Source organism: Ignavibacteriota bacterium, assembly GCA_013285405.1.
Classification (GTDB): Bacteria; Bacteroidota; Ignavibacteria; order Ignavibacteriales; family Ignavibacteriaceae; genus IGN2.
Window position 1 is genome coordinate 23,303 of the sequence record CP053446.1, and the last position, 21,579, is coordinate 44,881.

Sequence of the window (21,579 nt, forward strand, 5' to 3'; positions counted from 1 at the left end):
CAGGCTGACTTATGAGCAAAAAGAAATCGAATCTTTTATTGTATGGACTTATTATTGGTGGAATAATTGGCGCCGGAGTAGCAGTTTATTTTGGAACAAAAGCAGTAATTGACAGCAATAAGAAAAAGAAAGAAAGAAAGCATAAATTCTACGAAGGCATTGATGATATCTTTGATGAAAGTGCAAAGGACATTGCTTCTTCAGATACAAAAAATTTAATCGACGATGAAAAAGAAATTACCGATGAACTTTTTTCACGTTCTAAATAACCAAATTAATTTTGGCTAAAGGACGTAAAGAAGAAATTGTTCGTGCGGCTGCCAAAAGATTCAGCCGGCACGGCTTTAACAAAACTACTTTGGAAGAAATTGCCAGAGATATCCGCATTGGCAAGCCAACAATCTATCACTACTTTACTTCTAAAGATGAATTATTCAATAGTTCTGTTGAATTCCAGTCTTCACAATTTATTGAGGATATAAAAGCAATTTTCAACAATCAGGATTTACCCGCCGAGCCAGATTACTTGAATATTTTGCCTTCAAAGAAACACTATTGCACCGCTACAAATTATTATACGATCTACTGCTTTCATTATTAAAAGATGAAACACTGGAGAAAGAAAAAATTATTTTACAGAGTTTACTTAAAAAGGAGACTGAAGTAGTTGCACTTATTTTAAGTTCAATTTATACCGGAAGAATTGAAAACATGAATATCTCATTGCCCTACTATATAGTTCATTTGAGCTGGGGATTAATGTTCAGCAGTTTAATTAAAGAATTTCACCCTGATGGAAAATCCGCAAATACAAAAGAACTGACGTTCAAAAGTCTCGAAACTATTTTATCCTGATAAATAGCCCCCACAATTAGCAAATTAATATTTTTTTTATTTGAAACTTATAATTCTATCTATAACTTTCAGATATAAAAACTCATATATCCTTAACAATAACCTATTAAATGTCGCTATTCACACATTCCTGGCTGCCACTAATTTATCTGTATTTATTTGGTGGTCTATTCTTCGCATTTGGTTTATACATCATTTATAAATCAGGAAGTCTTAATCGTCATAAAAAGTTACACAGAAAATGGAGTAGAGTATTAATTTTTGGTTACATCTACTTCCTGATAATTCACACTATTTTAATATTAGCAGCTCTATACTTGTAAAATAATTTTATGGAATCACTACACGGACTTGGAACCGCAACTGACTGGATTGTAATGGTTGCTTATTTCGTCGGGATAATGCTCTTCGGAAGTTACTTTGCAAAATACAATCGAAGCACGAATGATTTTTTCTTTGGAGGAAGGAGATTTGCCTGGTGGCTGATAACAGTTTCGATTGTTGCAACCGGTGTGGGTAGTCACAGTTTTGTAAAATATTCCGCTAAAGGATTTGAATACGGACTTTCATCAACGATGACTTATATGAACGATTGGTTCTTTATGCCATTCTTTCTTTTTGGCTGGCTCCCCAATAGTAGTTTATACAAAAATCAAATCCATCCCCGAATATTTTGAAAGAAGATTCAGCCCAACAGTAAGACAGATTGCGACCATATTCCAATTACTTTATATGATTGGATATTTAGGTATCGGTCTTTTAACTCTCGGAAAAGTATTTACACCATTATTACCTGAGTCATTTACAATTCTTGGATTAACCATTCCTGTAACACTGATGGGAGTAATAATTGTCATCGCAATTATCACAGGTGTCTATACAACATTTGGTGGACAAACGGCAGTAATCTTCACGGATTTACTTCAAGGTGGAATTTTACTTTTTGCAGGTGTACTGATTTTTATAATGGGTGTAAGTTATGTTGGTGGATTCGATTCCTTCTGGCATTTACTTCCGGTTGAGTGGCGATTACCTTTAGCTGATTTCAACAAACCTGCTGACTTTAATTTTGTTGGAATCTTCTGGCAGGATGGAGTTGCCGGGTCTGTTGGTTTTCTTTTTATGAATATGGGTTTACTGATGCGTTTCATGTCCGCAAAAAGTGTGAATGAAGGACGTAAAGCAGCAGCATTTAACGTGTTGTTTATGCTTCCGATTTCAGCGATAGTGGTCGGAAGCGCTGGCTGGATTGGAAAAGCATTAACTGAAATGAATCCTCCGCATCTTGGCACAAATGTAAATCCGGATGAAGTTTTTATTGCTGTTACACATATCATTGCCAGTGAAGGTGTTTTTGGATTTGTCCTCGCTGCATTAACAGCCACATTACTTTCCACAGTTGATTCGCTGATAAATGCTATTGCTGCGGTTTACATAAATGACGTTCATCGTCCATTAAAAAAATTATTGAAAAGAAAATTAGCATCCGAAGAAGTTGAATCGAAAAAAGAGTTAGGCGCTGCAAGAATGGCTTCAATCTTTTTTACAATAATTGGAATAATTGCGACGATTCCTTTCAACCAATACCCAACAGTATGAAGCTCACGGATATTTCCATTCAACTCTGACACCTCCACTCGTTACAGCAATTTTTCTTGGTGTATTCTGGAAAAAATTTACACCTGCAGGTGTACTCGGAACTTTTATCGGCGGTTCATCATTAATGATACTCGGTGCAAGATATCCGGATATTTTAATTACACCTATTGCTCATGGAACTCCACTGGACCCGGTTCATCCATATACATACATAAGTGCACTTTATAATACGCTTGTCTGTGTTGGTATTGGTGTACTTATAACTTATCTGCAACCAATAATAATGAGGACCTCTGACCATATCAAAAAAAGCAGAAAGCATAAATTGATTATAGATACTATGATAGTATTAATTGTAGTTTCATTGTTGCTTGTTTGGTTTAACGTTGGTCATCTTGCGTTCTTACTTACTTTAACTCTTTTGATCACAATATTTGTGTCACTCTCTGCTGCATATTACATTAAATTTGATCCGACCGTACATCTTGAAGGATTAACTATCTGGTCAATCAAAAAAGCAAAGGAGAAATTCAAAGGTGGAAAAGTCAATGATAAGGAAGGCAAAATTGTTCATGTAATGTGGAGAGAAAGAAAAGATAATGATGATGTAATCAATCTTGCGGCAGAAGATATGAAAAAAATGGCTGCTGAAGTTGGCGATATGGTGTATCTTTGCGATGCCAGAAAATATTTGGGCGGATTAAAATCTGTTCACTCCCGCATTGGAAAACCACACGACGATCCCGGTATCGTACTCATCAGTAAAGAACATAAATTAAGCGCACTCTTTAAAGAAGATAAAATTCTTTATGCAGAAAAAGAGATGTAAACACTTCAGATTTCTTTACAATTAAACTTCAGTCCGGCAAATACGACAGATATTCGAGTCAATGCCGGCGATTCTGATTTACAGAAACTTAATCAAATGTAGCTAAACAGACAGAAATCAATTAATATTGGTTTCATCAGATCTGGTACCCGGATGGCATAGTATATGTAAAATAATACTGCATAAAACAGAAAAAATCACAGGATAATTACTTCAAACTAAACAATCAATAAGTATGTTAATCCAGAATTTTTTCTTGATATGTTAATGATTAATGTACAATACTTTGATTCACAAGGATTTTGCTCAATTCAACATTAAAACTTAAATCAACTAAATCAATCACATTGTTCAAGGAGGACATATATGAAACAATTTATTATTGTTTTAACAATCTTAACATTCTTCACTGTTTTTACATCAGTTCAGGCACAGAACAACGATATGTCAACAGGATACGAAACTATTTCTGTTCCTGAAAACATTCAATCGATCCTGCATCAGATAAAAATGGCTGAAGTAAATGAAGATTGGACTTTATACTCTCAGTTGAGAGAATCATTAATTCAAACCTGGCAGCAAGTAAATCCAGAGGTTGCAAAACTTTACAGAAATGTAAACAATGGTGCCTCAGATTTAACAACTGATGGAACTCCGGTTGGGCATGAAAAGAAATGATGATGGAAGATCTTTTCATTATTTATTGGAAGAATCCCAGCCGCTATCAAAACCGTTGTGGGGTGATGATAAAATAGTGTTTAACGGACGAGCCGCCGATATAAGTATGGATATTGCAATTAATGGAGATATCTATCTGTCAGTAATTGGAAGACACGATGGTTTAGCAACTACAGACTCAGTTTATATCTATAAGTCAACTGATGGTGGCGTAAACTGGGTTGAATGGAGCGTACTATTTGCTTCAACTCAAACGTTCAAGCAAATTGAGATTATGCTTTTTGATGGACAAATTGGCGGCACTGGTCAACCTTCATACATTTTACTTTTCTATTTATTTGATAATGGCTGGCTTAGAGTAGGAAGAACAGAAACCACAACACCAAGTTGGAGCTATTATACCATATCTGGTAGTTCAGGCGGCGCACCAATCACTCAATTTGCAGTTGACCGAAATAATTCGGCTTCAGATTACCGTGCAATTTGTCTTTATGACAGCTCGACAGTTGTTAAATGTATCAGATCTGAACCAACTAGTTACGGGACCGTCTGGCAGGATGCACATTCACTTGGTTATGTAGGAAGAGATCTTGATTTTTGTTATGGCTGGAATGGAGCTGTTTACGCAAGTTATAATGGCTTCTCTAGTGGTAACCTTTATGCAAGAGAAAATACAAACTATGGAGATCCCGCATCCTGGGCGCCTCATGTGACAGTTGTAAGTGGAGCAACGGACACAACAAGGCGAGGACAAATAATAGCCTCCAGAGAAGATGATCCGAATAATATTGTTGCACTTATTTTTGAAAGAAAATCAGGTTCAGAGTATGATCTTTACTGGTCTTTAAAGCCAAGTGCCGGAACCTGGGGTACGATGGAAGCTTGGGTTGTCCCTAATGAAAATAAATGGCCTGCAGTTTATTCGAGAAAAACTACTGGCAATCAAACTTTTCAGAGTGTATTTGAACAGTCCGGGATAGCCAATGCAACTCCAAGATTAATCAAATACAAATCTTTTGATGGATCAATTTGGTCGCAGAGCATTGAAGTATCGGATGCATCAAATGATGTAACTGGTTTGCAAAAACCTGAAGTTGGAGATATTGATGGAAGCACACCTGTTTTTGCGTTTGTTGGTGGAAATTATACTAATGTGTATTTCGATAATTATAGCTGGATACCAACAGATGTTAATGAAACCCAAGGTAATTTTCCAGTTGAATACATTTTAGAACAAAATTACCCGAATCCATTTAATCCAAATACAACCATCAAATTCAGTATTCCGGAAAATTCATTTGTGTCACTAAAAGTTTATAATGTTCTTGGTAAAGAAGTATCATCTGTAATAAGTGAAGAGATGAATGCTGGTACCTATGAAGTAAATTTCAATGGAAATAATCTTTCCAGTGGTGTATATTTCTATAAACTTGAGACAGAAAATTTTGTTAAAACTAATAAGATGATTTTAATGAAATAAACCCAGTGTAATATATTCTTAATTGAAATGACCGTCTTGAAAATTATATTTTGAGACGGTCTTTTTATTTATGTTTATAAAAATTCATTCATTTAGTATTTTCAATTCACAAATAAATTATTCTCAATAACTATTCATGGATTTTTTATGTACGATATTGCAATTGCAAGAATTCTACATATTCTTGGTGTTGTTTTGTGGATTGGAGGGGTTGGGTTCGTTACAACTGTACTTCTACCAACAGTAAAAGAATTTAAATCGAAAGAAGAAAGAATAGATTTTTTCGAAAAAGCCGAACACAGATTTGCCAGACAAGCAAGGTTGACAACGCTTCTGGTTGGACTAACAGGTTTTCATATGGCTGCAAGATTGAATTTGTGGGAAAGGTTTCTGGATGTTTCTTTTTGGTGGATGCATTTGATGGTTCTGATTTGGTTAATATTTACTGTAATGCTATTTGTTCTTGAACCATTCTTTCTGCATAAAAAGATGCGAGAGAAAGCTGAGATTGATCCTGAAGGAACTTATAGACGAATCTATAAAATGCATCTTCATCTTTTTATTTTAAGCATAATAACTATTATCGGTGCTGCTGCAGGAAGTCACGGCTGGTTGTTTTTTTAATTGAAATGCTTACGAACAGTTTTTAATATAATATCAATTCCTTTTTTCAAATAATTTGTTATACTCGTCTGTCAAATGAACATTGAGTGACATAGCCAAAGGAGATAAATTATATGAGAGAAAAATATCGCAAAGGTGGAATCGGGGCAGTGATGGATGAATACGAAAGAGCAGCAGCCGAATTCAAGAATATGATTGAAAATATTTCTGATTCAAACTTTATCAAAATCGTTGACACAGAAACAAAGGACGATGATTGTCGTTCTGTACAAACTATTGTTTCTCACGTCACAAATTCCGGTTTCGGTTATGCAAATTATATCAGAGACTGGTATTCGATTCCAAAAAATTCTCCAGAGAGGAAACTTCTTACAAAAGTAGAATTCATGTCAAGGTTTGACAACATGCTTGCCTACACATCTGAAACACTTGAAGGGAAATGGGAATATTCTGATGAAGAAATTCAAAAAGTAAAAATGATTGTTCGCTGGGGTCCTCAATATGATCTCGAACAATTACTTGAGCATGCTGTAGTACATATTTTAAGACATAGAAGACAAATAGAAAAGTTTGCCGCTAACGGAAAAATATTTCTTCCAAATAAATAAAGTTTCCTGTTTTGTTGAAAGAAAAAAATATTCTTTGGGTGACATTTTTCACAATCGCAATGGTTTATCTTGAATCTGCCATTGTAGTTTACCTGCGGGGAATATATGGAATTGAAAATCTACTTAGCGATATTAATTTTACTCCGGATAAATATACCATTATCGAAATCGGGCGTGAAGCAGCAACCATAGTGATGCTCGTATTGATCGCGATGATATCTGGTAATTCAAGGCAAAAAAAGTTTGGTTATTTTTTTCTTGCCTTCGGAATTTGGGATATCTTCTATTATATATGGCTTTATGTTTTTATTCAGTGGCCAAAATCTTTAATGGATTGGGATGTACTGTTTCTGATTCCACTTCCATGGTGGGGACCTGTTATCTCACCTATTTTGATCTCAGTAATTTTGATTACTACCGGTTACCTTCTAATAAAAGAAATAAATTATAAAATAACACTTATTGATTTGACTATAATCAGTATTTCTGTAATTACTCTTCTATATACTTTTGTCGAGGACAGTATTATAATCATTTTAACAGGACAAGGTTCAATAACTGAAGTTCGACCATCATCATTTAATTGGATACTATTTTCCATCGCAATTATCACCTGGATAGCGTTAACTATCAAAGTATTCTTACCCGGACCAAGACGTACCTGAGTTAGCATATTCGAATTAAATCAGGTAAATAGCCTGTAAAATTTTCTGATAGCACTCAAAATATTTTATTAATGTTCATGTTTTAATTGAAAGTTAAACTTGTGAAAAGTATAATTGTAGAGTAAATATTTTATTCTAAAACCATATAGAGGCGATAATGGGCAAAGGAGACAAAAAATCAAAAAAAGGGAAAAGATTCAGACACTCGTTTGGAAGGACAAGACAACGGAAACATACTAAAGTAATCATCACAAAAAAGAAAACAGAAGAAAAGCCAAAATCAATAGAACAGAAAAAGACACTTCGCAGTGAACCTGAATTGGAAAAACCAGTTGTTGTTCTTGAACCAAAGGTAGATGAAATTAAATTGGTTCAACCAGAAATCTCTGAAATAAAAGAAGAAGTTCAAATTTCGGAAGTATCTGTTGCTGTAATTCCGGATATACCTGAAGAAAGTCTTGCCCCGGTTATCGAATCATCTGAACCAAGTCAATCAGCCAAAGAAGAGTTAAAGAAAGAAATTCGGACTGAAGAGAAAGTTTCACCGGAAGCACCGAAAAAAAGAGGGAGACCGAAAAAGAAAAAAGAAGAATAATCTATTTGAAGCTAATGAACTAAAAACAGATTATTATCACGGTTAGAATCAGGTATTTGCAAATCTCCGAGTTCTATTTGTCTTATCGTTTTTGATAATTTTATTTTAGCAGAAAAATCTCTTTCATTATTCTGCCAGATTTTTGCAGTATAATAATAGTCCTCTACAGAATCATCTTCATAAGTTAGTTTTAACTTAACCGGAGTGGGAATGTTTCCTATTTTCGTTACCGTTACTATAACTGCTGAGTCTTTTATTACAACTTTATCAATTGCTAAATCAGGGTATCCTCTCTCAAAAAACCACGGCTTCCAGAACCAATTTAAATTTTGTCCTGTAAAATCATTAAAAGTAAAAAAGAAGTCGTATGGAATCGGATGTTTCCCTTTCCACCGATTCATAAATTCCCGTAATGCACCAAAAAAAAGTTCGTCCCCTAAAATATTGCGTAGTATGTTATAAGAAATTGATGAACGATCGTATGCTGAATTTCTATATGAGCTGTATGGCATTGAAAAAGAAGAAATCATAGCCGGTAAATCATTTTCTGTTCCGGCATTGTATTCATAATTTCCGACAGTACTGATTAATCTTGAATTAATCCCTGTCAAATTTTCCATATAATCGAACGGCAGCATAACCGCCCAGCCTTCATCCATAAATGCATATTTCTTTTCATTCGTACCGACATAAAAAGGAAAATACTGATGCGCTAATTCGTGTGAGGTTAATGATACTGTATGTTCCCAAATATCAGTCGAACCATCATTAATCATCATAGGAAATTCCATACCTCCACCGGGTCTTCCAGTATTAAACGCAACGATGGATGGGAATGGAAATTTTACACCTGGTATTTCTTCTGAGAAGTATTTTATTATATCCTTACAAGCCTCTGCAACATCATAGAAATCTGGTGAATATTCAGGATAGATCGTTTGTATAAATACAGATTTGTTTTCAACACTATCGGCTACGAATGATAATCCATCCCACAAATATTTATTACTTAGAGCAAAAGCAAAGTCACTGACATTCTCAGCTTTATACTTCCATTTGTTTTTCTCATTTTCATTATTGAAGATAATGGAATTGTGAAGATCATCCGGAGTTATGATTCTAATAACTTCTGCAGAATTTTTCGCCGAGACATATCTACCCAGTATTTCAGATGTTAATACTTCTTCAGGATTTTGAAGTTCACCTGTTGCCCAAACTCCAAAATTTTTTGGCGCCGTGATACTAACTTCAAAGTTTGAAAAATCATTGTAGAATTCTGCCTGTCCGCTGTAGTTAAGATAATCCCAACCATTAATGTCATCATAAACGGCAATCTGCGGATACCAATATCCAATAAAAAATGTAGATGTATCATAGACTCCAATTCTCAGTGTAAAATTGATTGGCAAAGTGAAGCTCCACTCAATCGAAATATTTGCAGAAGAGTTTGATTGAACAGCTTTAGGCAAATAAATTATTGCAACTGTACTCATTACTCTGAATATACTTTTGTTTTCTAAATTGATTGAATGTCCATCAACACTTAAATTTTTAATAATCACTCCATCGTTTACAGCTTCAGGAAGGATTGAATAATCTCTTGCACTTCCTTTTTTAAAAATATTCGGATATAACCTCATTACAATCCGGTTTAGTGAATCCGGACTATCGTTATAATAAGTTATTTCTTCCCTGCCGTTTAATAGGTAATTAACCGGATCAAATTCAGCTTCTATTTTATAATCAGCAGAGTTCTGCCAATAATTAGGACCTGGTTTTCCATCTAACGAACGTGTTCCGCTATTATATGTTTTCTGAATATCTCTGGGAATGTATAAATCATCCTGACCTTGCAGGGATGAGGTAAGGAGTATTGAAAAGATTAAAACAATTTTTATTTGTGAAGGTTTCAATTATTTATGTTTTTGATTGTTCTACTACTGACAAGTTTGCATCTGCTCTCTATTCAAAGAGAGATTTTGTGTCTCCATTTTTAGATTTATTTTTATTGAATCTTTTGTAAGCAAGCGCAGTTGCTTCCCTGCCCCGTGCAGTTCTCTGAATGAATCCTTGTTGAATAAGGAACGGTTCATAAACTTCTTCAATAGTTCCAGGATCTTCATTTACGGCAACTGACAAAGTATTCAGTCCCACAGGACCACCATTATATTTTTCAATTATTGCCAGAATAATTTCTTTATCCATTTCATCAAGTCCGTAGTCATCAACTTCTAGAGCAGTGAGCGCTTTTTTAGAAACTTCGATATCAATCTTTTTCTTACTGTCAAAATCGGCAAAGTCCCGTGTTCGTCTTAATAATCTGTTAGCAATTCTTGGTGTACCACGTGAACGCTTTGCAATTTCAAATGAAGCATCCTCATCAATTTCAACATTCAGGATTTTGGATGAACGTAAAATTATTTTTTGAATGTTGTCAGCTTCATAATAATCTAACCTGAATTTAATTCCGAACCGATCTCTTAATGGTGAAGTTAACATTCCTGCTCTTGTTGTTGCACCAACGAGTGTATATTTGGGTAAACTTAACTGAATTGTACGGGCATTCGGTCCGCTGTCAATCATAATATCGAGTTTGTAATCTTCCATAGCTGAATAAAGATATTCTTCAACAACAGGACTCAGGCGATGAATCTCATCAATAAATAAAACAGATTTTTCTTCCAGATTAGTAAGTATGCCCGCTAAATCACCAGGCTTTTCCAGAACAGGACCTGATGTTACTTTTAGTTTTACTCCCATTTCATTTGCAATAATATATGCTAATGTTGTTTTTCCAAGTCCCGGAGGACCAGTTAGTAAAGAATGGTCTAATGCTTCGTCTCTTTTTTTTGCGGCTGATATAAATACATTCAGATTATCAGTAATCTTTTGCTGACCGCTGAAATCCTTGATGCTTAGAGGTCGGAGCGATTGTTCAAAGTTTTTTTCTTCTTCTTTGATATTTGGATCTGTTGATTTGGATTTACGCATTAACTGAATTCAAATTAATAAATATGTCTTATCTAAATTTATAAAAAGCAAAACAAAGTTTGATACTTTTTTCAGGTAACAAGTTCTTTGTTCCGGATTTTGAACCGGTGAATAATCAAAACCATTAAAGTCATCAAAGCTATCATTACGATTGAAGCAAAGAATGACTGCCAGCCGGTTAAACTTGATCCCAGAATTGCACCAAGTCCAAGTGACCAAACACTTCCGTAGAGTATTATAAGATGAACAACATAAATGAGTAATGTATTTCTCCCGATGAGTATTATCAGATACGGAATGTGTTCAACTTTAAGAGAAATATAGGATACCAGTGATGTAAGTGCCAAAACAAATCCGATCCTCAGGAAAATAGTATCAGGTGAAACCTGCGGGTTAAAAATATTAATTGAGGATGCATCCATTATCAACTCACTAAAATATGCGGCTAATAAAAATATAACACCAATTATCCCTAGCCAGATACTGAATCGTGAAGATTTGAACACCATTGGATTCTGCGCTAAATAACAACCCAAAACTGCTCCTGAAATTACAAACCCCGCCCAGGGAAATATTGGAAACAGAGAACCAGATCCGCTGAAAAAATATGCTGCAAAAGGAGCAGGAAGAATTTCAATCCAATTGATACTATCAATAAAAGGAGAAGCAATAAATATTATTGCTGAAACAGTGACGAAGGCAGCTAGATTATTTAGTTTTAATTTTTCAACTGTGAATAATATGAAAAGCAAAATCAGTAAGCTCAAACCAATTAGTTGAAGAACATCTACAATAAAAAAAGATTGCCATGCTTCCGGAGTTACTTGCGAAAAATCAACTATTGTCCAGGATGGATAACGAAGCATGTATCCAATAAATAAAAGAAGGAATGCACGTTTGATTCCTTTCTTAACTCTGTAATTTTCCAGAAATGGTTTTCTAACTGAGCTGAACAAATAAGTAAACACTGTTCCCGCAGTAAAGAGGAAAATGGGCGCTGTCATCCCTCTTAAAAAATGCCATAAAGCAAAAACCGGAAGTTCTTCATTCATATAATTTTTTGCAAGTAAAACGTAAACTGTGTGTCCTTGAACCATTTGGATTACAGCAATTGCCCGCAGTAAATCTATGAATATAACTCTGTGTTTTGGTTCGGATGAATGCATTTAAATTTATTTTTCAGAGTAAAATGATAAAGAAATTTAGCAATAAAAAAGCCCCGATTAAAATAAAAATAATCGGGGTGGATTTATCAAAATATTTATACTTATTCAGGAAATATCAATCGATCTTGGTTTTGCTTTTTCATTCTTCGGAAGATGAACAATGAGCTGACCATTGTCATATTTTGCGTTGATTTTATTCTTATCGATTGAATCCGATATTTTGAATTTCCTGAAATAGTTTCCCACTTCATTTTCGTTTAAGATGTACTCGCGATTTGAGACTTCATCATAATTTATCTTCCCAAAGATCATGAGTGAACCTTCAATTACTTTAACCTGAACTTCACTTCTGGATACACCGGGCATGTTCGCGACTAAAATATATTCATCGCTGATCTCATAAATATCTGATGAAGGTGAAATATTATTTTGTATGCGTAACATCTCTTCAATCGAGTAATTGTTAAACGCTTTTACTGCGATTATATCTTTGTTCTCTGACATTTTTTTCTCCATTAAATTCGTTTCTTGAAATTAAGGAGGACTATCAGTTTGAGTAATCCTCCCTGAATAATAAATTTATTTGTCTTTGTTATCGTTATCATCAACTACTTCGTATGAAGCATCCTGAACATTCTCTTTCTTATCATTTGTTTGTTCGGAACCAGTTGCAGATTGCTGCTGATTTCCTTGCTGCTGCCCAGCCTGCTGATAAAGCTGAGATGCTATTTCATTCCATACTTTATTTAACGATTCAGTTGCGGATTTCATCTGCTCAGAATTGTTAGCTGCAATTGCCTCTTCAACTTTTTTAATTTCGGTCTCAAGTTTAGATTTGGCATCAGCAGAAAGTTTGTCCTTCATTTCTTCAATCTGTTTTTTAGTCTGGAAGACAAGACTATCAGCCTGGTTTCTTACATCAACACTTTCTTTTTTCATTTTATCTTCTGCAGCATGCTCTTTTGCATCTCGTTTCATTTTATCAATTTCCTCGTTACTCAAACCACTTGAAGATGTAATTCTGATACTTTGTTCTTTATTTGTTGCCTTATCTTTTGCATTAACATGAAGAATACCATTTGCATCAATATCAAAGGTTACTTCAATCTGAGGAATACCTCTTGGTGCCGGTGGAATCCCATCCAAATGAAATCTCCCAAGTGTCCGGTTGTCATTTGCCATCGGACGTTCACCCTGAAGGATATGAATTTCGACAGATGGCTGGCTATCTGATGCTGTTGAGAAAACCTCACTTTTCTTTGTAGGGATTGTTGTATTAGAATCAATAAGCTTCGTCATAACACCACCGAGTGTTTCGATACCCAACGACAATGGTGTAACATCAAGTAATAAAACATCCTTTACATCTCCAGCAAGCACTCCGCCCTGGATAGCAGCCCCGATTGCAACAACTTCATCCGGATTAACACCTTTATGTGGTTCTCTGCCAAATAAATCCTTAACCAATTGTTGAACCATCGGTATCCTGATTGATCCACCAACAAGTATTACCTCGTGGATATCCGACGGTTTAACTCCCGCATCTTTCATAGCCTGCTGACATGGAATTTTAGTTCTGTCAACAAGGTCATGAATTAGCTGTTCGAATTTTGCTCTGCTCAAATTAATATTTAAGTGTTTCGGTCCTTCCTGTGTTGCCGTTATAAACGGAAGATTAACATCGGTTGAGGTAGAAGATGATAATTCTATTTTAGCTTTTTCTGCTGCTTCCTTTAATCGCTGCAATGCCATTGGATCTTTTTTAAGATCTATCCCTTCTGATTTCTTGAATTCATCTGCTAAGTAATCAATCAATCTTTGGTCAAAGTCATCGCCACCAAGATGAGTATCACCGTTAGTAGATTTAACTTCAAACACACCATCACCAAGCTGCAAGATTGATATATCAAAAGTTCCACCACCTAAATCATATATTGCGACCATATGATCTCTGTTTGTTTTATCCAGACCATAGGCTAATGCAGCTGCCGTTGGTTCATTAATAATTCTTTTTACATGCAAACCTGCAATTTCACCTGCATCTTTTGTTGCCTGTCTTTGAGAATCATTAAAATATGCGGGAACAGTTATGACTGCTTCTGTTACTGGTTGACCAAGATAATCTTCGGCAGTTTTTTTCATTTTTTGCAAAATCATTGCGCTAATTTCAGGCGGAGAATAAACACGGTCCTGAATTTTTACGCGTGCAGAATTATTGTCACCTGGTATCACTTCATAAGGTACTTCAGATTTCTCGGTACCAACTTCATTGATAAATCTTCCCATAAATCGCTTTATAGAAAAAATAGTGTTTTTCGGATTTGTTATCGCTTGACGTTTAGCTGGCTGACCAACTAAACGCTCACCGGACTTTGTAAATGCAACCACCGACGGTGTGGTTCTTCCGCCTTCGGAATTTGGTATCACAACAGGATCATTACCTTCCATAACCGACACACACGAATTCGTCGTTCCTAAATCAATTCCAATTATTTTTCCCATTTTATTTCTCCTTTATTTTATATTGTATTAAAAACTGATATTAAAAATTCTTTTCAGTAAGTCGTATTATTGCCAAGATAAATGCCAAATGGATCATTTTCCATAACACCTTAATTATTAAGCACTTAACATTTTTTAATCTTTGTATTTCAATCATCGAGGAGTCATACACCTTGACACAATGGCAACAGTTTGTAATTAAGAAAGTTATTAATCTGACAATCTTGCAACGCAGGTAACTGTAAGTTCTGGAATAAGGATCGAACCTATTACAAAATTATTTGACTCAGGTAGTTCAATGTAATGACTGTTCACAAAAAAATCCTGATCAATTAAGTAACTTTACAAAAGAAAATGGAGTAAATATGTTCACCCTGGAAAACTTTGATATAAAGTTAGAGACTGAAATAATCGGACGAAATTTTATCTATTGTGAAGAAATCGGATCAACGAATACTGAACTGCTCAGTGGAAAACAAAATTATAAAATGAATGGAACGGTATTGTTAGCTGAGAAGCAATTATCAGGGAAAGGAAGGAAAGACCGGACCTGGCAAAGTGCAAAAGGATTAAATCTTACATTCTCGATTCTGTTGACCAAAGAATTGATATCAGCAATAAACATCAATCATTTAAATTTTGCTGCTTCATTAGCCGTAGTAAATGCGATTGAAAATTTATTTCAGATTAAAACAGAATTGAAATGGCCAAATGATGTACTAATAAACAAGAAAAAAGTAGCCGGAATTTTAACTGAGACATCTGTTAAAGGAAGCAAGATTGAAAGACTTGTAATTGGAATTGGTCTAAATTTAAACCAGGTCGCATTTCAAGGTGAATTTAATTTACCACCAACTTCATTGAAGCTGGAAACGGGAGATACAGTTGATCGCGAAAATATACTTGCTGAAATCCTGAATATTTTTGAAGAACACTTAGATGAACTCTCAATGAATCCGGATAATATTTTGAACGATTGGAGGTCTAAATGCAAAATGATTGGAGATAAGATCTCGGTCACTGATAATGAAATAATGAAGACTGGAATTTTTTATGATATTGATGAAAATGGTTACTTGCTGCTCAAGCATAATGATATAATTGAAAAAATTCATTTCGGTGATGTGAGTTTCATCTGATGCTGCTGGCTATTGATATTGGCAACACTAACATCAAATCAGCTTTGTTTGATGGAGATAATATTGCCGGTTACAAAATCCATTCTGATCGGGCTGATTTTCTGAATTATATTAACAAATTATCTTTTGATGAAGTAGCAGTCAGTTCAGTAAACAAAGCTTTTGAAGAAGATATTGTTGGAACCATTTCTAAAAATAGCGTTCCTGTTTTCAAGGCAGGTATTCAAAATAAATTCAGCTTTATTATTGATTACGAAACTCCTGAAACACTTGGAATAGATAGACTTTGTTCAGCATCAGGCGCTTTTAGTATTGCATTAAAAAACCAATTGCTCTCCAGTAACCAATATCTTGTGACTATAGATTTTGGAACTGCCACAACTATAAATATAGTTTCGCCAGATAAAAAATTCTTAGGTGGGTTGATTTCACCCGGAATCAAGACGATGCTAAAAGTTTTAAATGAAAAGACAGCTCAATTACCTCTTGTAAATCAGGACTCATACAAAGGGATAATAGGAAAATCGACCAACTCATCAATATTGAGTGGTGTAATAACAGCAACAATCGGGATGATTAAGGAAACAATCAACTATCTTGAAAAGAATTCAGGAGTTCAGCCAATAATTTTTGCTACAGGTGGAAATGCCAGATATATACTTCCCTATCTGGATCCAAAAATTATTTTTGATGAGGCATTAGTTCTGAAAGGTTTGCAAAAGGTTTATGAACTGAATACACCTATCGATGTATCTTAGACTTTGATTTTTACATTATCAATAAGTCTCGTTTTCCCTATCCTACATGCGATCAAAATATAAACTTCATTTCCGGATAGTAATTCATTTATTATTTCAAATGTATTCGCTTCAACAATCTTAATGTAGTCAAGTTTTGCTGTGGTTACAGAAGAAATCAATTCATGCATTTCAGATAAAATTCTATTAACTTTTTTTTCACCTTCAGCAATCATTTGTTTTGCAAGAATAAGAGATTTATTCAGAACAAGTGCATCTTTCCTTTCGTCAGTAGAAAGATAAATATTCCTCGAACTCATCGCTAGACCATCACTTTCCCTGATTATCGGACAGCCAATAATTTGAATATCGAGTTTTAAATCTTCTGCCATCTGTTTAATCACTGCAAGCTGCTGTGCATCTTTCTGTCCGAAAAATGCATAATCGGGCTGAACACAATTAAATAATATTAACACAACAGTTCCAACACCACGAAAATGAGTTGGACGGAATTCACCCTCAAGTTTTTTTGTGATGTGTTCAACATTAACGTATGTCTGGAAGTTTTGCGGATAGATTTCTTCAGTAAGAGGTAAGAATAAAAAATCGACTTTTTCATTCTTTAAAAGATTTTTATCTCTATTAATATCACGAGGATAATTGTTAAAATCTTCAGATGGACCGAATTGTGTTGGATTGACAAAGACAGAGACGAAAGTTACATCACATTTCTTTTTTGATTCCCGGATTAAAGACAAATGACCTTCGTGAAGGAAACCCATTGTTGGTACAAAACCGATTTTCTTACCGGCTGCTTTTAATTTTTTTGAGATGGATAAAATTTCTTGTGGGGATGAAACAGTTTTAATTTCTGCCTCAGGTCATTAGTTCGAGGAGATCACTAATCGTTTGCTTTAAATTTTTTCTGTGGGATATAACATCAATAAATCCCTTCTCCAATAAAAATTCTGATTTTTGAAATCCTTCAGGTAAATCTTTTCCAATAGTTTGTTTAATTACTCTCGGACCAGCGAAACCGATTAATGCATTGGGTTCTGCAATATTTATGTCACCAAGCATCGCATAGCTTGCGGTAGTTCCACCAGTTGTTGGATCTGTTATCAGAGAAATGTAAGGGAGATTGAGTTCAGCTAATCGTGTTAATCTTGCACTTGTTTTAGCTAACTGCATCAATGAGTAAGCTGCTTCCATCATTCTTGCACCACCGCTCTCGGAAATAATTATCAGTGGAATTTTTTCTTTGCATGCTTTATCAATTATTCTGGAAATCTTTTCACCAACAACCGAACCCATGCTTCCGCCAATAAACTGAAAATCCATACATGCAAAAGCCACTTCTCTTTTTTCAATTTTACCGGTACCAACACGAACTGCTTCGTAAAGACCGAGAGCTTTTACAGTATTATTCAATCTGTCCTTGTATTTTTTAGTATCAACAAAACTCAAAGGATCAGGCGATCGCATCTTTTTATGCATTTCCTTGAAACTTCCGTCATCAAGAAGAATATTTATATACTCTTCACTGCCAATTCTGAAATGATGGTCACACTTGAGGCAGGTCCATAGATTTACCTCGAGTTGTTTCTTATGAATTATTTCACCGCATCCCGGGCATTTTTCCCAAAGACCGTCTGGTAAATCTTTTTTTTGTGAATCAGGTGATATGTTATCTTTTGATCTGCTGAACCAGGGCATTAGCTTCCTTTTTTAACAACATCTGCATAAATAGTAAGTATTTTCGTTGATTCTTTCGGATCGTTGGATTTTATAGTAACAGTACGACTCATTTTTCCCGATCTGTTTTTAGTATCCAATTCAACTTTGATTGTTCCTTCCTGACCAGGTTCTAAATTATCCGCACTTAATAACGCTGCTGTACATCCGCAGGAAGTTTTTATATCACTTATTATGAGATTCGATGATCCTTTATTTACAAATTTGAATGTATAATCTACTTTATCGCCTTCGTTAACTTTACCAAAATCGTGTTGGGTTTCTGTAACATAAATAACCGGATCGCCTGTACTTGTTTCAGAGGGAAGGACTACATTACTGCGAATAGTAATCGTCATTTCAGGATTTTGTGGATCGTTGGAAGAAATCTTGACTGTTTTTGTTTGGACTCCTTTTCGACCAGCAGAGTTAAACTTAACAGTAAGATTTGTTGATTCACCAGGTCCAAGCTCATTTTTTTCGGGAGCTGCAGCAGTACATCCACAAGAAGCCTGGACATTAGAAATCTTTAACAAATCACCACCGCTATTGGATAAAACAAAAGTGTGAGTAACGATATCACCTTGTTTAATATCACCAAAATCATATTCTTTTTGCTGAAGAACCAGCTTTGGTTGTATGAGTTGGGCGAATATTATTGATGAAAATAAAACGAATGAAATCAGAATGTTCTTTATCATTTACTTTTCTCCTTTATAATAAAATCTTTCAAATAATTTGGTTCTAAAAAATCGTAATCAAATGTCCTTTTATCCTGACCAAATTCAACAGCCCATTTTGCGATGAAAAGTGGATCAGGGACAAGAGGAAATTTATTACTTTGGTTTACTAAATGTCCGGAATTTCCAAAAACTCTGTGACCCTCAGCTTTTTCAATGAAAAGCTCATTTGTCAAAATTGTTAACGCCTGTCCAAATATATAATTGTTGTCTTTAATTTGAAACCTTGTAAAAAAGACCTCATCATTGTTGACTTTACTTGAAATGATGAAATCAGCATTATTTTCCAAAATGAATGAGAGTTGATAGGCGAATGCTTCAAATGTTGGGACAGAAATAATTGAAAGGTTAGCTCCATGAGCTATTCCTTTAGCAGCAGAAAATCCTATGCGTAAACCGGTAAATGATCCCGGACCTTCAGATACGGCAATTGAATCCAGGTCTCTTGATTGAATTCCTGCGATCCTGAATAAGTTTTTTGTTATCTCAAATATTTTTTCCGAATGGGAGTGCTTCAAATTTATTGAAGATGAAAAATATTTTTCATCAGAATAGAATAAACACACTCCACAAACACTTCCTGAAGTTTCAATTGCGAGCATTGGTTTTAACTCAGCTAATTTTTTCAAAGCTGAATTCTCTTTCCGAACCGGTTAAGGTCAAAATATTAATCTCAATTCTTTTTGAGGGTAAGATTGAATTGAAACGATTACCCCATTCAATAAAGATAATAGATTCCTCATCATTCAGATAATCCTGCCAGCCAATATCAAGAAGTTCTACATAATTTTTTAACCGGTAAAAATCAAAATGATAAATTTGACTACTGTTATGGTACTCGTTAACAATAGCGAACGATGGACTATTCACATTTGTAATTCCAATTGAAGCCAATGCAGCTTTTATGAAAAAAGTTTTTCCTGCACCCAGATCACCATTCAACACAATTCTTTCACCTTGAGTACATAACTTTATAAAATCTGCGGCAAGTATGGCAGATTCTTCTTCGCTGCGGGTATTTATCCTGAACGGAAAGTGATCCAAATTATTTAGGCTCCATAGTTATCACAGGTAAAATCATTTCTTCAAGCGAAATACCACCGTGCTGGAATGTATCTTTGTAGTAGCTAAGATATTTATGATAATCAGTTGGATAAACAAAATAGAAATCTTCTTTAGCTATGATATAATTAATTGTAACGCCGCGTTTCGGCAATTTATAGTCCTGTGCATTTTTAATATAAATAGCATGTTTATCATCAACCTTCAGATTTCGTCCATATTTAAATCTCAGATTGGTTGATGCTTCTCTATCTCCAAGTACTTTTGCACCACGAAGCGATCTGATACTTCCGTGATCGGTTGTAATCACAACTTTCACGTTGTCCATTCTCGCAATAGCTTTAAAAGTACCGAACAAAGATGAATGAGTAAACCAACTGTTTGTTAGTGAGCGATATGCGGGTTCATCGGGTGCAATTTCTTTTAATATATCGGAATCAGATCTTCCGTGAGCAATCATATCGAGAAAGTTGACAACAACAGCAGTGAATTGGTTGTTCTTATATGAAAGAATATTCTGTTCAAAATTCCGTCCTACTTCTGGATCAATAATTTTAATGTACTTCAGATCATTTTTAAGATTGATTCGCTTCCTGTTTAACAACAATTGCAGCAATTCTTTTTCGTACTTGTTCATACTGTTTTCATCATCATCATTTCCTGACCATAAATCAGGATAGTATTTTTCTATTTCTGAAGGAAATAACCCACTGAATAAAGAATTCCTGGCATAGGGTGTAGAGGTCGGGAGAATTGCATAGTAATAATCTTTTTCAATTTTGAATAAATCGTGCAGATGCTTTTCGATTATCAACCATTGGTCCATTCTTAAACAATCAAGTACAAAATAAAATACAGATGGTCCGCCGGGCTTTATATGGTTGAGAACGTATTTCTCAGTAATTTCAGGTGTGAGTGTTGGTGTATCAATATTTCCAATCGAATTAATCCAGTTTTTGTAATTCTTTTCGACAAATTTTGAAAACTCTTTATTTGCTTCACGCTTTTGATCATTTAATGTCTGCTGCAATCCAATTTCCGGATGAACATCAAGTTCAACTTCCCAGTTAACGAGTTTAAGATAAATCTCAATCCATTCTGCAAAATCAGGATTACTTACTAATGATTGAGAAATCTGGTTGAAGTCTTGTAAATAATCTTTGGCTGCATACTGCCCGGAGATTTTTTTACCTTCAAGAATTTTTTTACATACAAGCAATACCTGACTGGGATTAACAGGTTTTGTAAGATAATCTGATATTCTTCCACCGATAGCATCGTTCATCAGACTTTCTTCTTCACTTTTTGTTATCATCACAACCGGAATATTCTGATTTATATCTTTAATCTGAGCGAGAGTTTCAAGTCCGCCCATTCCAGCCATCATCTCATCAAGAAAAATCAAATCATAATTTTTTTCTTTAACTGATTCAATCGCATCAGCACCATTCATCGCTGTATCAACTTCATATCCTTTTTCAGATAGGAAAATTATGTGAGATCTGAGTAAATCTATTTCATCATCTACCCAAAGCAATTTTTTTTTAGTCATTACAATCTCTTTCTACTATTCGT

Annotated in this window: 23 protein-coding genes and 1 pseudogene; 13 read left to right on the top strand and 11 right to left on the bottom strand. The window is 34.8% G+C overall.

The genetic code is table 11. The annotated features are described in order from the left end of the window. Positions 1-11 precede the first annotated feature (11 nt). The 11 genes and pseudogenes from HND39_00135 to HND39_00185 all read left to right on the top strand — a co-directional run bounded on the left by HND39_00135 (position 12) and on the right by HND39_00185 (position 7,933). Positions 12-269 carry a hypothetical protein gene (locus HND39_00135; GenBank protein ID QKJ94805.1) on the top strand — a complete coding sequence of 86 codons (258 nt, stop codon included), beginning with the start codon at positions 12-14 and terminating at the stop codon, positions 267-269. Positions 270-280: 11 nt separating this feature from the next. After that, the gene (locus tag HND39_00140) at positions 281-601 is read left to right on the top strand and encodes a TetR/AcrR family transcriptional regulator (protein ID QKJ94806.1); all 321 of its coding nucleotides are present in this window, start codon (positions 281-283) and stop codon (positions 599-601) included. Beyond that, positions 556-855, top strand: a complete 300-nt coding sequence (locus HND39_00145; protein ID QKJ94807.1) for a hypothetical protein — start codon at positions 556-558, stop codon at positions 853-855. Before HND39_00140 ends, HND39_00145 begins: the two co-directional genes overlap by 46 nt. A gap of 110 nt (positions 856-965) precedes the next feature. Then, positions 966-1,178, top strand: coding sequence for a hypothetical protein (locus HND39_00150; GenBank protein ID QKJ94808.1), 213 nt, complete (start codon positions 966-968; stop codon positions 1,176-1,178). Between the two features lie 9 nt (positions 1,179-1,187). After that, a pseudogene (locus HND39_00155) lies at positions 1,188-3,283 on the top strand (sodium:solute symporter family protein). Between the two features lie 366 nt (positions 3,284-3,649). Then, complete coding sequence (locus HND39_00160; GenBank protein QKJ94809.1) at positions 3,650-3,961, top strand: hypothetical protein; 312 nt, start codon at positions 3,650-3,652, stop codon at positions 3,959-3,961. Next, positions 3,930-5,441 (top strand): T9SS type A sorting domain-containing protein, encoded by a 1,512-nt coding sequence (locus tag HND39_00165; protein QKJ94810.1) that lies wholly within the window; start codon positions 3,930-3,932, stop codon positions 5,439-5,441. The genes HND39_00160 and HND39_00165 overlap by 32 nt, the downstream gene beginning before the upstream one ends. Positions 5,442-5,588: 147 nt before the next feature. After that, on the top strand, positions 5,589-6,065 hold the full coding sequence (locus tag HND39_00170) for a hypothetical protein (protein ID QKJ94811.1): 477 nt from the start codon (positions 5,589-5,591) through the stop codon (positions 6,063-6,065). Between the two features lie 113 nt (positions 6,066-6,178). After that, a complete protein-coding gene (locus HND39_00175) occupies positions 6,179-6,673 on the top strand; it encodes a DinB family protein (protein QKJ94812.1) in 495 nt (164 codons plus the stop codon). Positions 6,674-6,684: 11 nt separating this feature from the next. Then, complete coding sequence (locus HND39_00180; protein ID QKJ94813.1) at positions 6,685-7,338, top strand: hypothetical protein; 654 nt, start codon at positions 6,685-6,687, stop codon at positions 7,336-7,338. Positions 7,339-7,495: 157 nt separating this feature from the next. Continuing rightward, positions 7,496-7,933 (top strand): 30S ribosomal protein THX, encoded by a 438-nt coding sequence (locus HND39_00185; protein QKJ94814.1) that lies wholly within the window; start codon positions 7,496-7,498, stop codon positions 7,931-7,933. A gap of 11 nt (positions 7,934-7,944) precedes the next feature. On the opposite strand, the gene HND39_00190 is transcribed toward HND39_00185, so the two are convergent. From HND39_00190 to dnaK, 5 genes are all read right to left on the bottom strand, one after another. Then, positions 7,945-9,846 carry a M1 family metallopeptidase gene (locus HND39_00190; GenBank protein ID QKJ94815.1) on the bottom strand — a complete coding sequence of 634 codons (1,902 nt, stop codon included), beginning with the start codon at positions 9,844-9,846 and terminating at the stop codon, positions 7,945-7,947. Positions 9,847-9,895: 49 nt separating this feature from the next. Continuing rightward, the gene (gene ruvB / locus HND39_00195; protein QKJ94816.1) at positions 9,896-10,924 is read right to left on the bottom strand and encodes a Holliday junction branch migration DNA helicase RuvB; all 1,029 of its coding nucleotides are present in this window, start codon (positions 10,922-10,924) and stop codon (positions 9,896-9,898) included. A 71-nt stretch (positions 10,925-10,995) separates the two neighbouring features. Beyond that, positions 10,996-12,090, bottom strand: a complete 1,095-nt coding sequence (locus HND39_00200; GenBank protein ID QKJ94817.1) for a DUF1624 domain-containing protein — start codon at positions 12,088-12,090, stop codon at positions 10,996-10,998. Between the two features lie 105 nt (positions 12,091-12,195). Next, positions 12,196-12,594: an Hsp20/alpha crystallin family protein gene (locus HND39_00205; protein ID QKJ94818.1), complete on the bottom strand. Its 399-nt coding sequence runs from the start codon at positions 12,592-12,594 to the stop codon at positions 12,196-12,198. Positions 12,595-12,669: 75 nt separating this feature from the next. Beyond that, positions 12,670-14,592: a molecular chaperone DnaK gene (dnaK, locus tag HND39_00210; GenBank protein QKJ94819.1), complete on the bottom strand. Its 1,923-nt coding sequence runs from the start codon at positions 14,590-14,592 to the stop codon at positions 12,670-12,672. Positions 14,593-14,957: 365 nt separating this feature from the next. On the opposite strand from dnaK, the gene HND39_00215 reads away from it, so the two are divergent. Continuing rightward, a complete protein-coding gene (locus HND39_00215) occupies positions 14,958-15,731 on the top strand; it encodes a biotin--[acetyl-CoA-carboxylase] ligase (protein ID QKJ94820.1) in 774 nt (257 codons plus the stop codon). Beyond that, the gene (locus tag HND39_00220) at positions 15,731-16,489 is read left to right on the top strand and encodes a type III pantothenate kinase (protein ID QKJ94821.1); all 759 of its coding nucleotides are present in this window, start codon (positions 15,731-15,733) and stop codon (positions 16,487-16,489) included. The genes HND39_00215 and HND39_00220 overlap by 1 nt, the downstream gene beginning before the upstream one ends. Here HND39_00220 and HND39_00225 read toward each other — a convergent pair. Genes HND39_00225 through HND39_00250 form a run of 6 tightly spaced genes read right to left on the bottom strand, consistent with a single transcriptional unit; the run spans position 16,486 to position 21,556 of the window. Beyond that, the gene (locus tag HND39_00225) at positions 16,486-17,337 is read right to left on the bottom strand and encodes a pantoate--beta-alanine ligase (GenBank protein QKJ97814.1); all 852 of its coding nucleotides are present in this window, start codon (positions 17,335-17,337) and stop codon (positions 16,486-16,488) included. The two genes, HND39_00220 and HND39_00225, sit on opposite strands and share 4 nt — an antisense overlap. A 7-nt stretch (positions 17,338-17,344) precedes the next feature. Further along, positions 17,345-18,184, bottom strand: coding sequence for an acetyl-CoA carboxylase carboxyltransferase subunit beta (locus HND39_00230; protein QKJ94822.1), 840 nt, complete (start codon positions 18,182-18,184; stop codon positions 17,345-17,347). Next, on the bottom strand, positions 18,184-18,903 hold the full coding sequence (locus HND39_00235; GenBank protein QKJ94823.1) for a DUF1573 domain-containing protein: 720 nt from the start codon (positions 18,901-18,903) through the stop codon (positions 18,184-18,186). Before HND39_00235 ends, HND39_00230 begins: the two co-directional genes overlap by 1 nt. Then, positions 18,900-19,571 (bottom strand): tRNA (adenosine(37)-N6)-threonylcarbamoyltransferase complex dimerization subunit type 1 TsaB, encoded by a 672-nt coding sequence (tsaB, locus tag HND39_00240; protein QKJ94824.1) that lies wholly within the window; start codon positions 19,569-19,571, stop codon positions 18,900-18,902. Before tsaB ends, HND39_00235 begins: the two co-directional genes overlap by 4 nt. Next, complete coding sequence (gene tsaE, locus HND39_00245; GenBank protein QKJ94825.1) at positions 19,555-19,986, bottom strand: tRNA (adenosine(37)-N6)-threonylcarbamoyltransferase complex ATPase subunit type 1 TsaE; 432 nt, start codon at positions 19,984-19,986, stop codon at positions 19,555-19,557. The genes tsaB and tsaE overlap by 17 nt, the downstream gene beginning before the upstream one ends. Position 19,987: 1 nt before the next feature. Beyond that, complete coding sequence (locus tag HND39_00250) at positions 19,988-21,556, bottom strand: bifunctional response regulator/alkaline phosphatase family protein (protein ID QKJ94826.1); 1,569 nt, start codon at positions 21,554-21,556, stop codon at positions 19,988-19,990. Positions 21,557-21,579 lie beyond the last annotated feature (23 nt).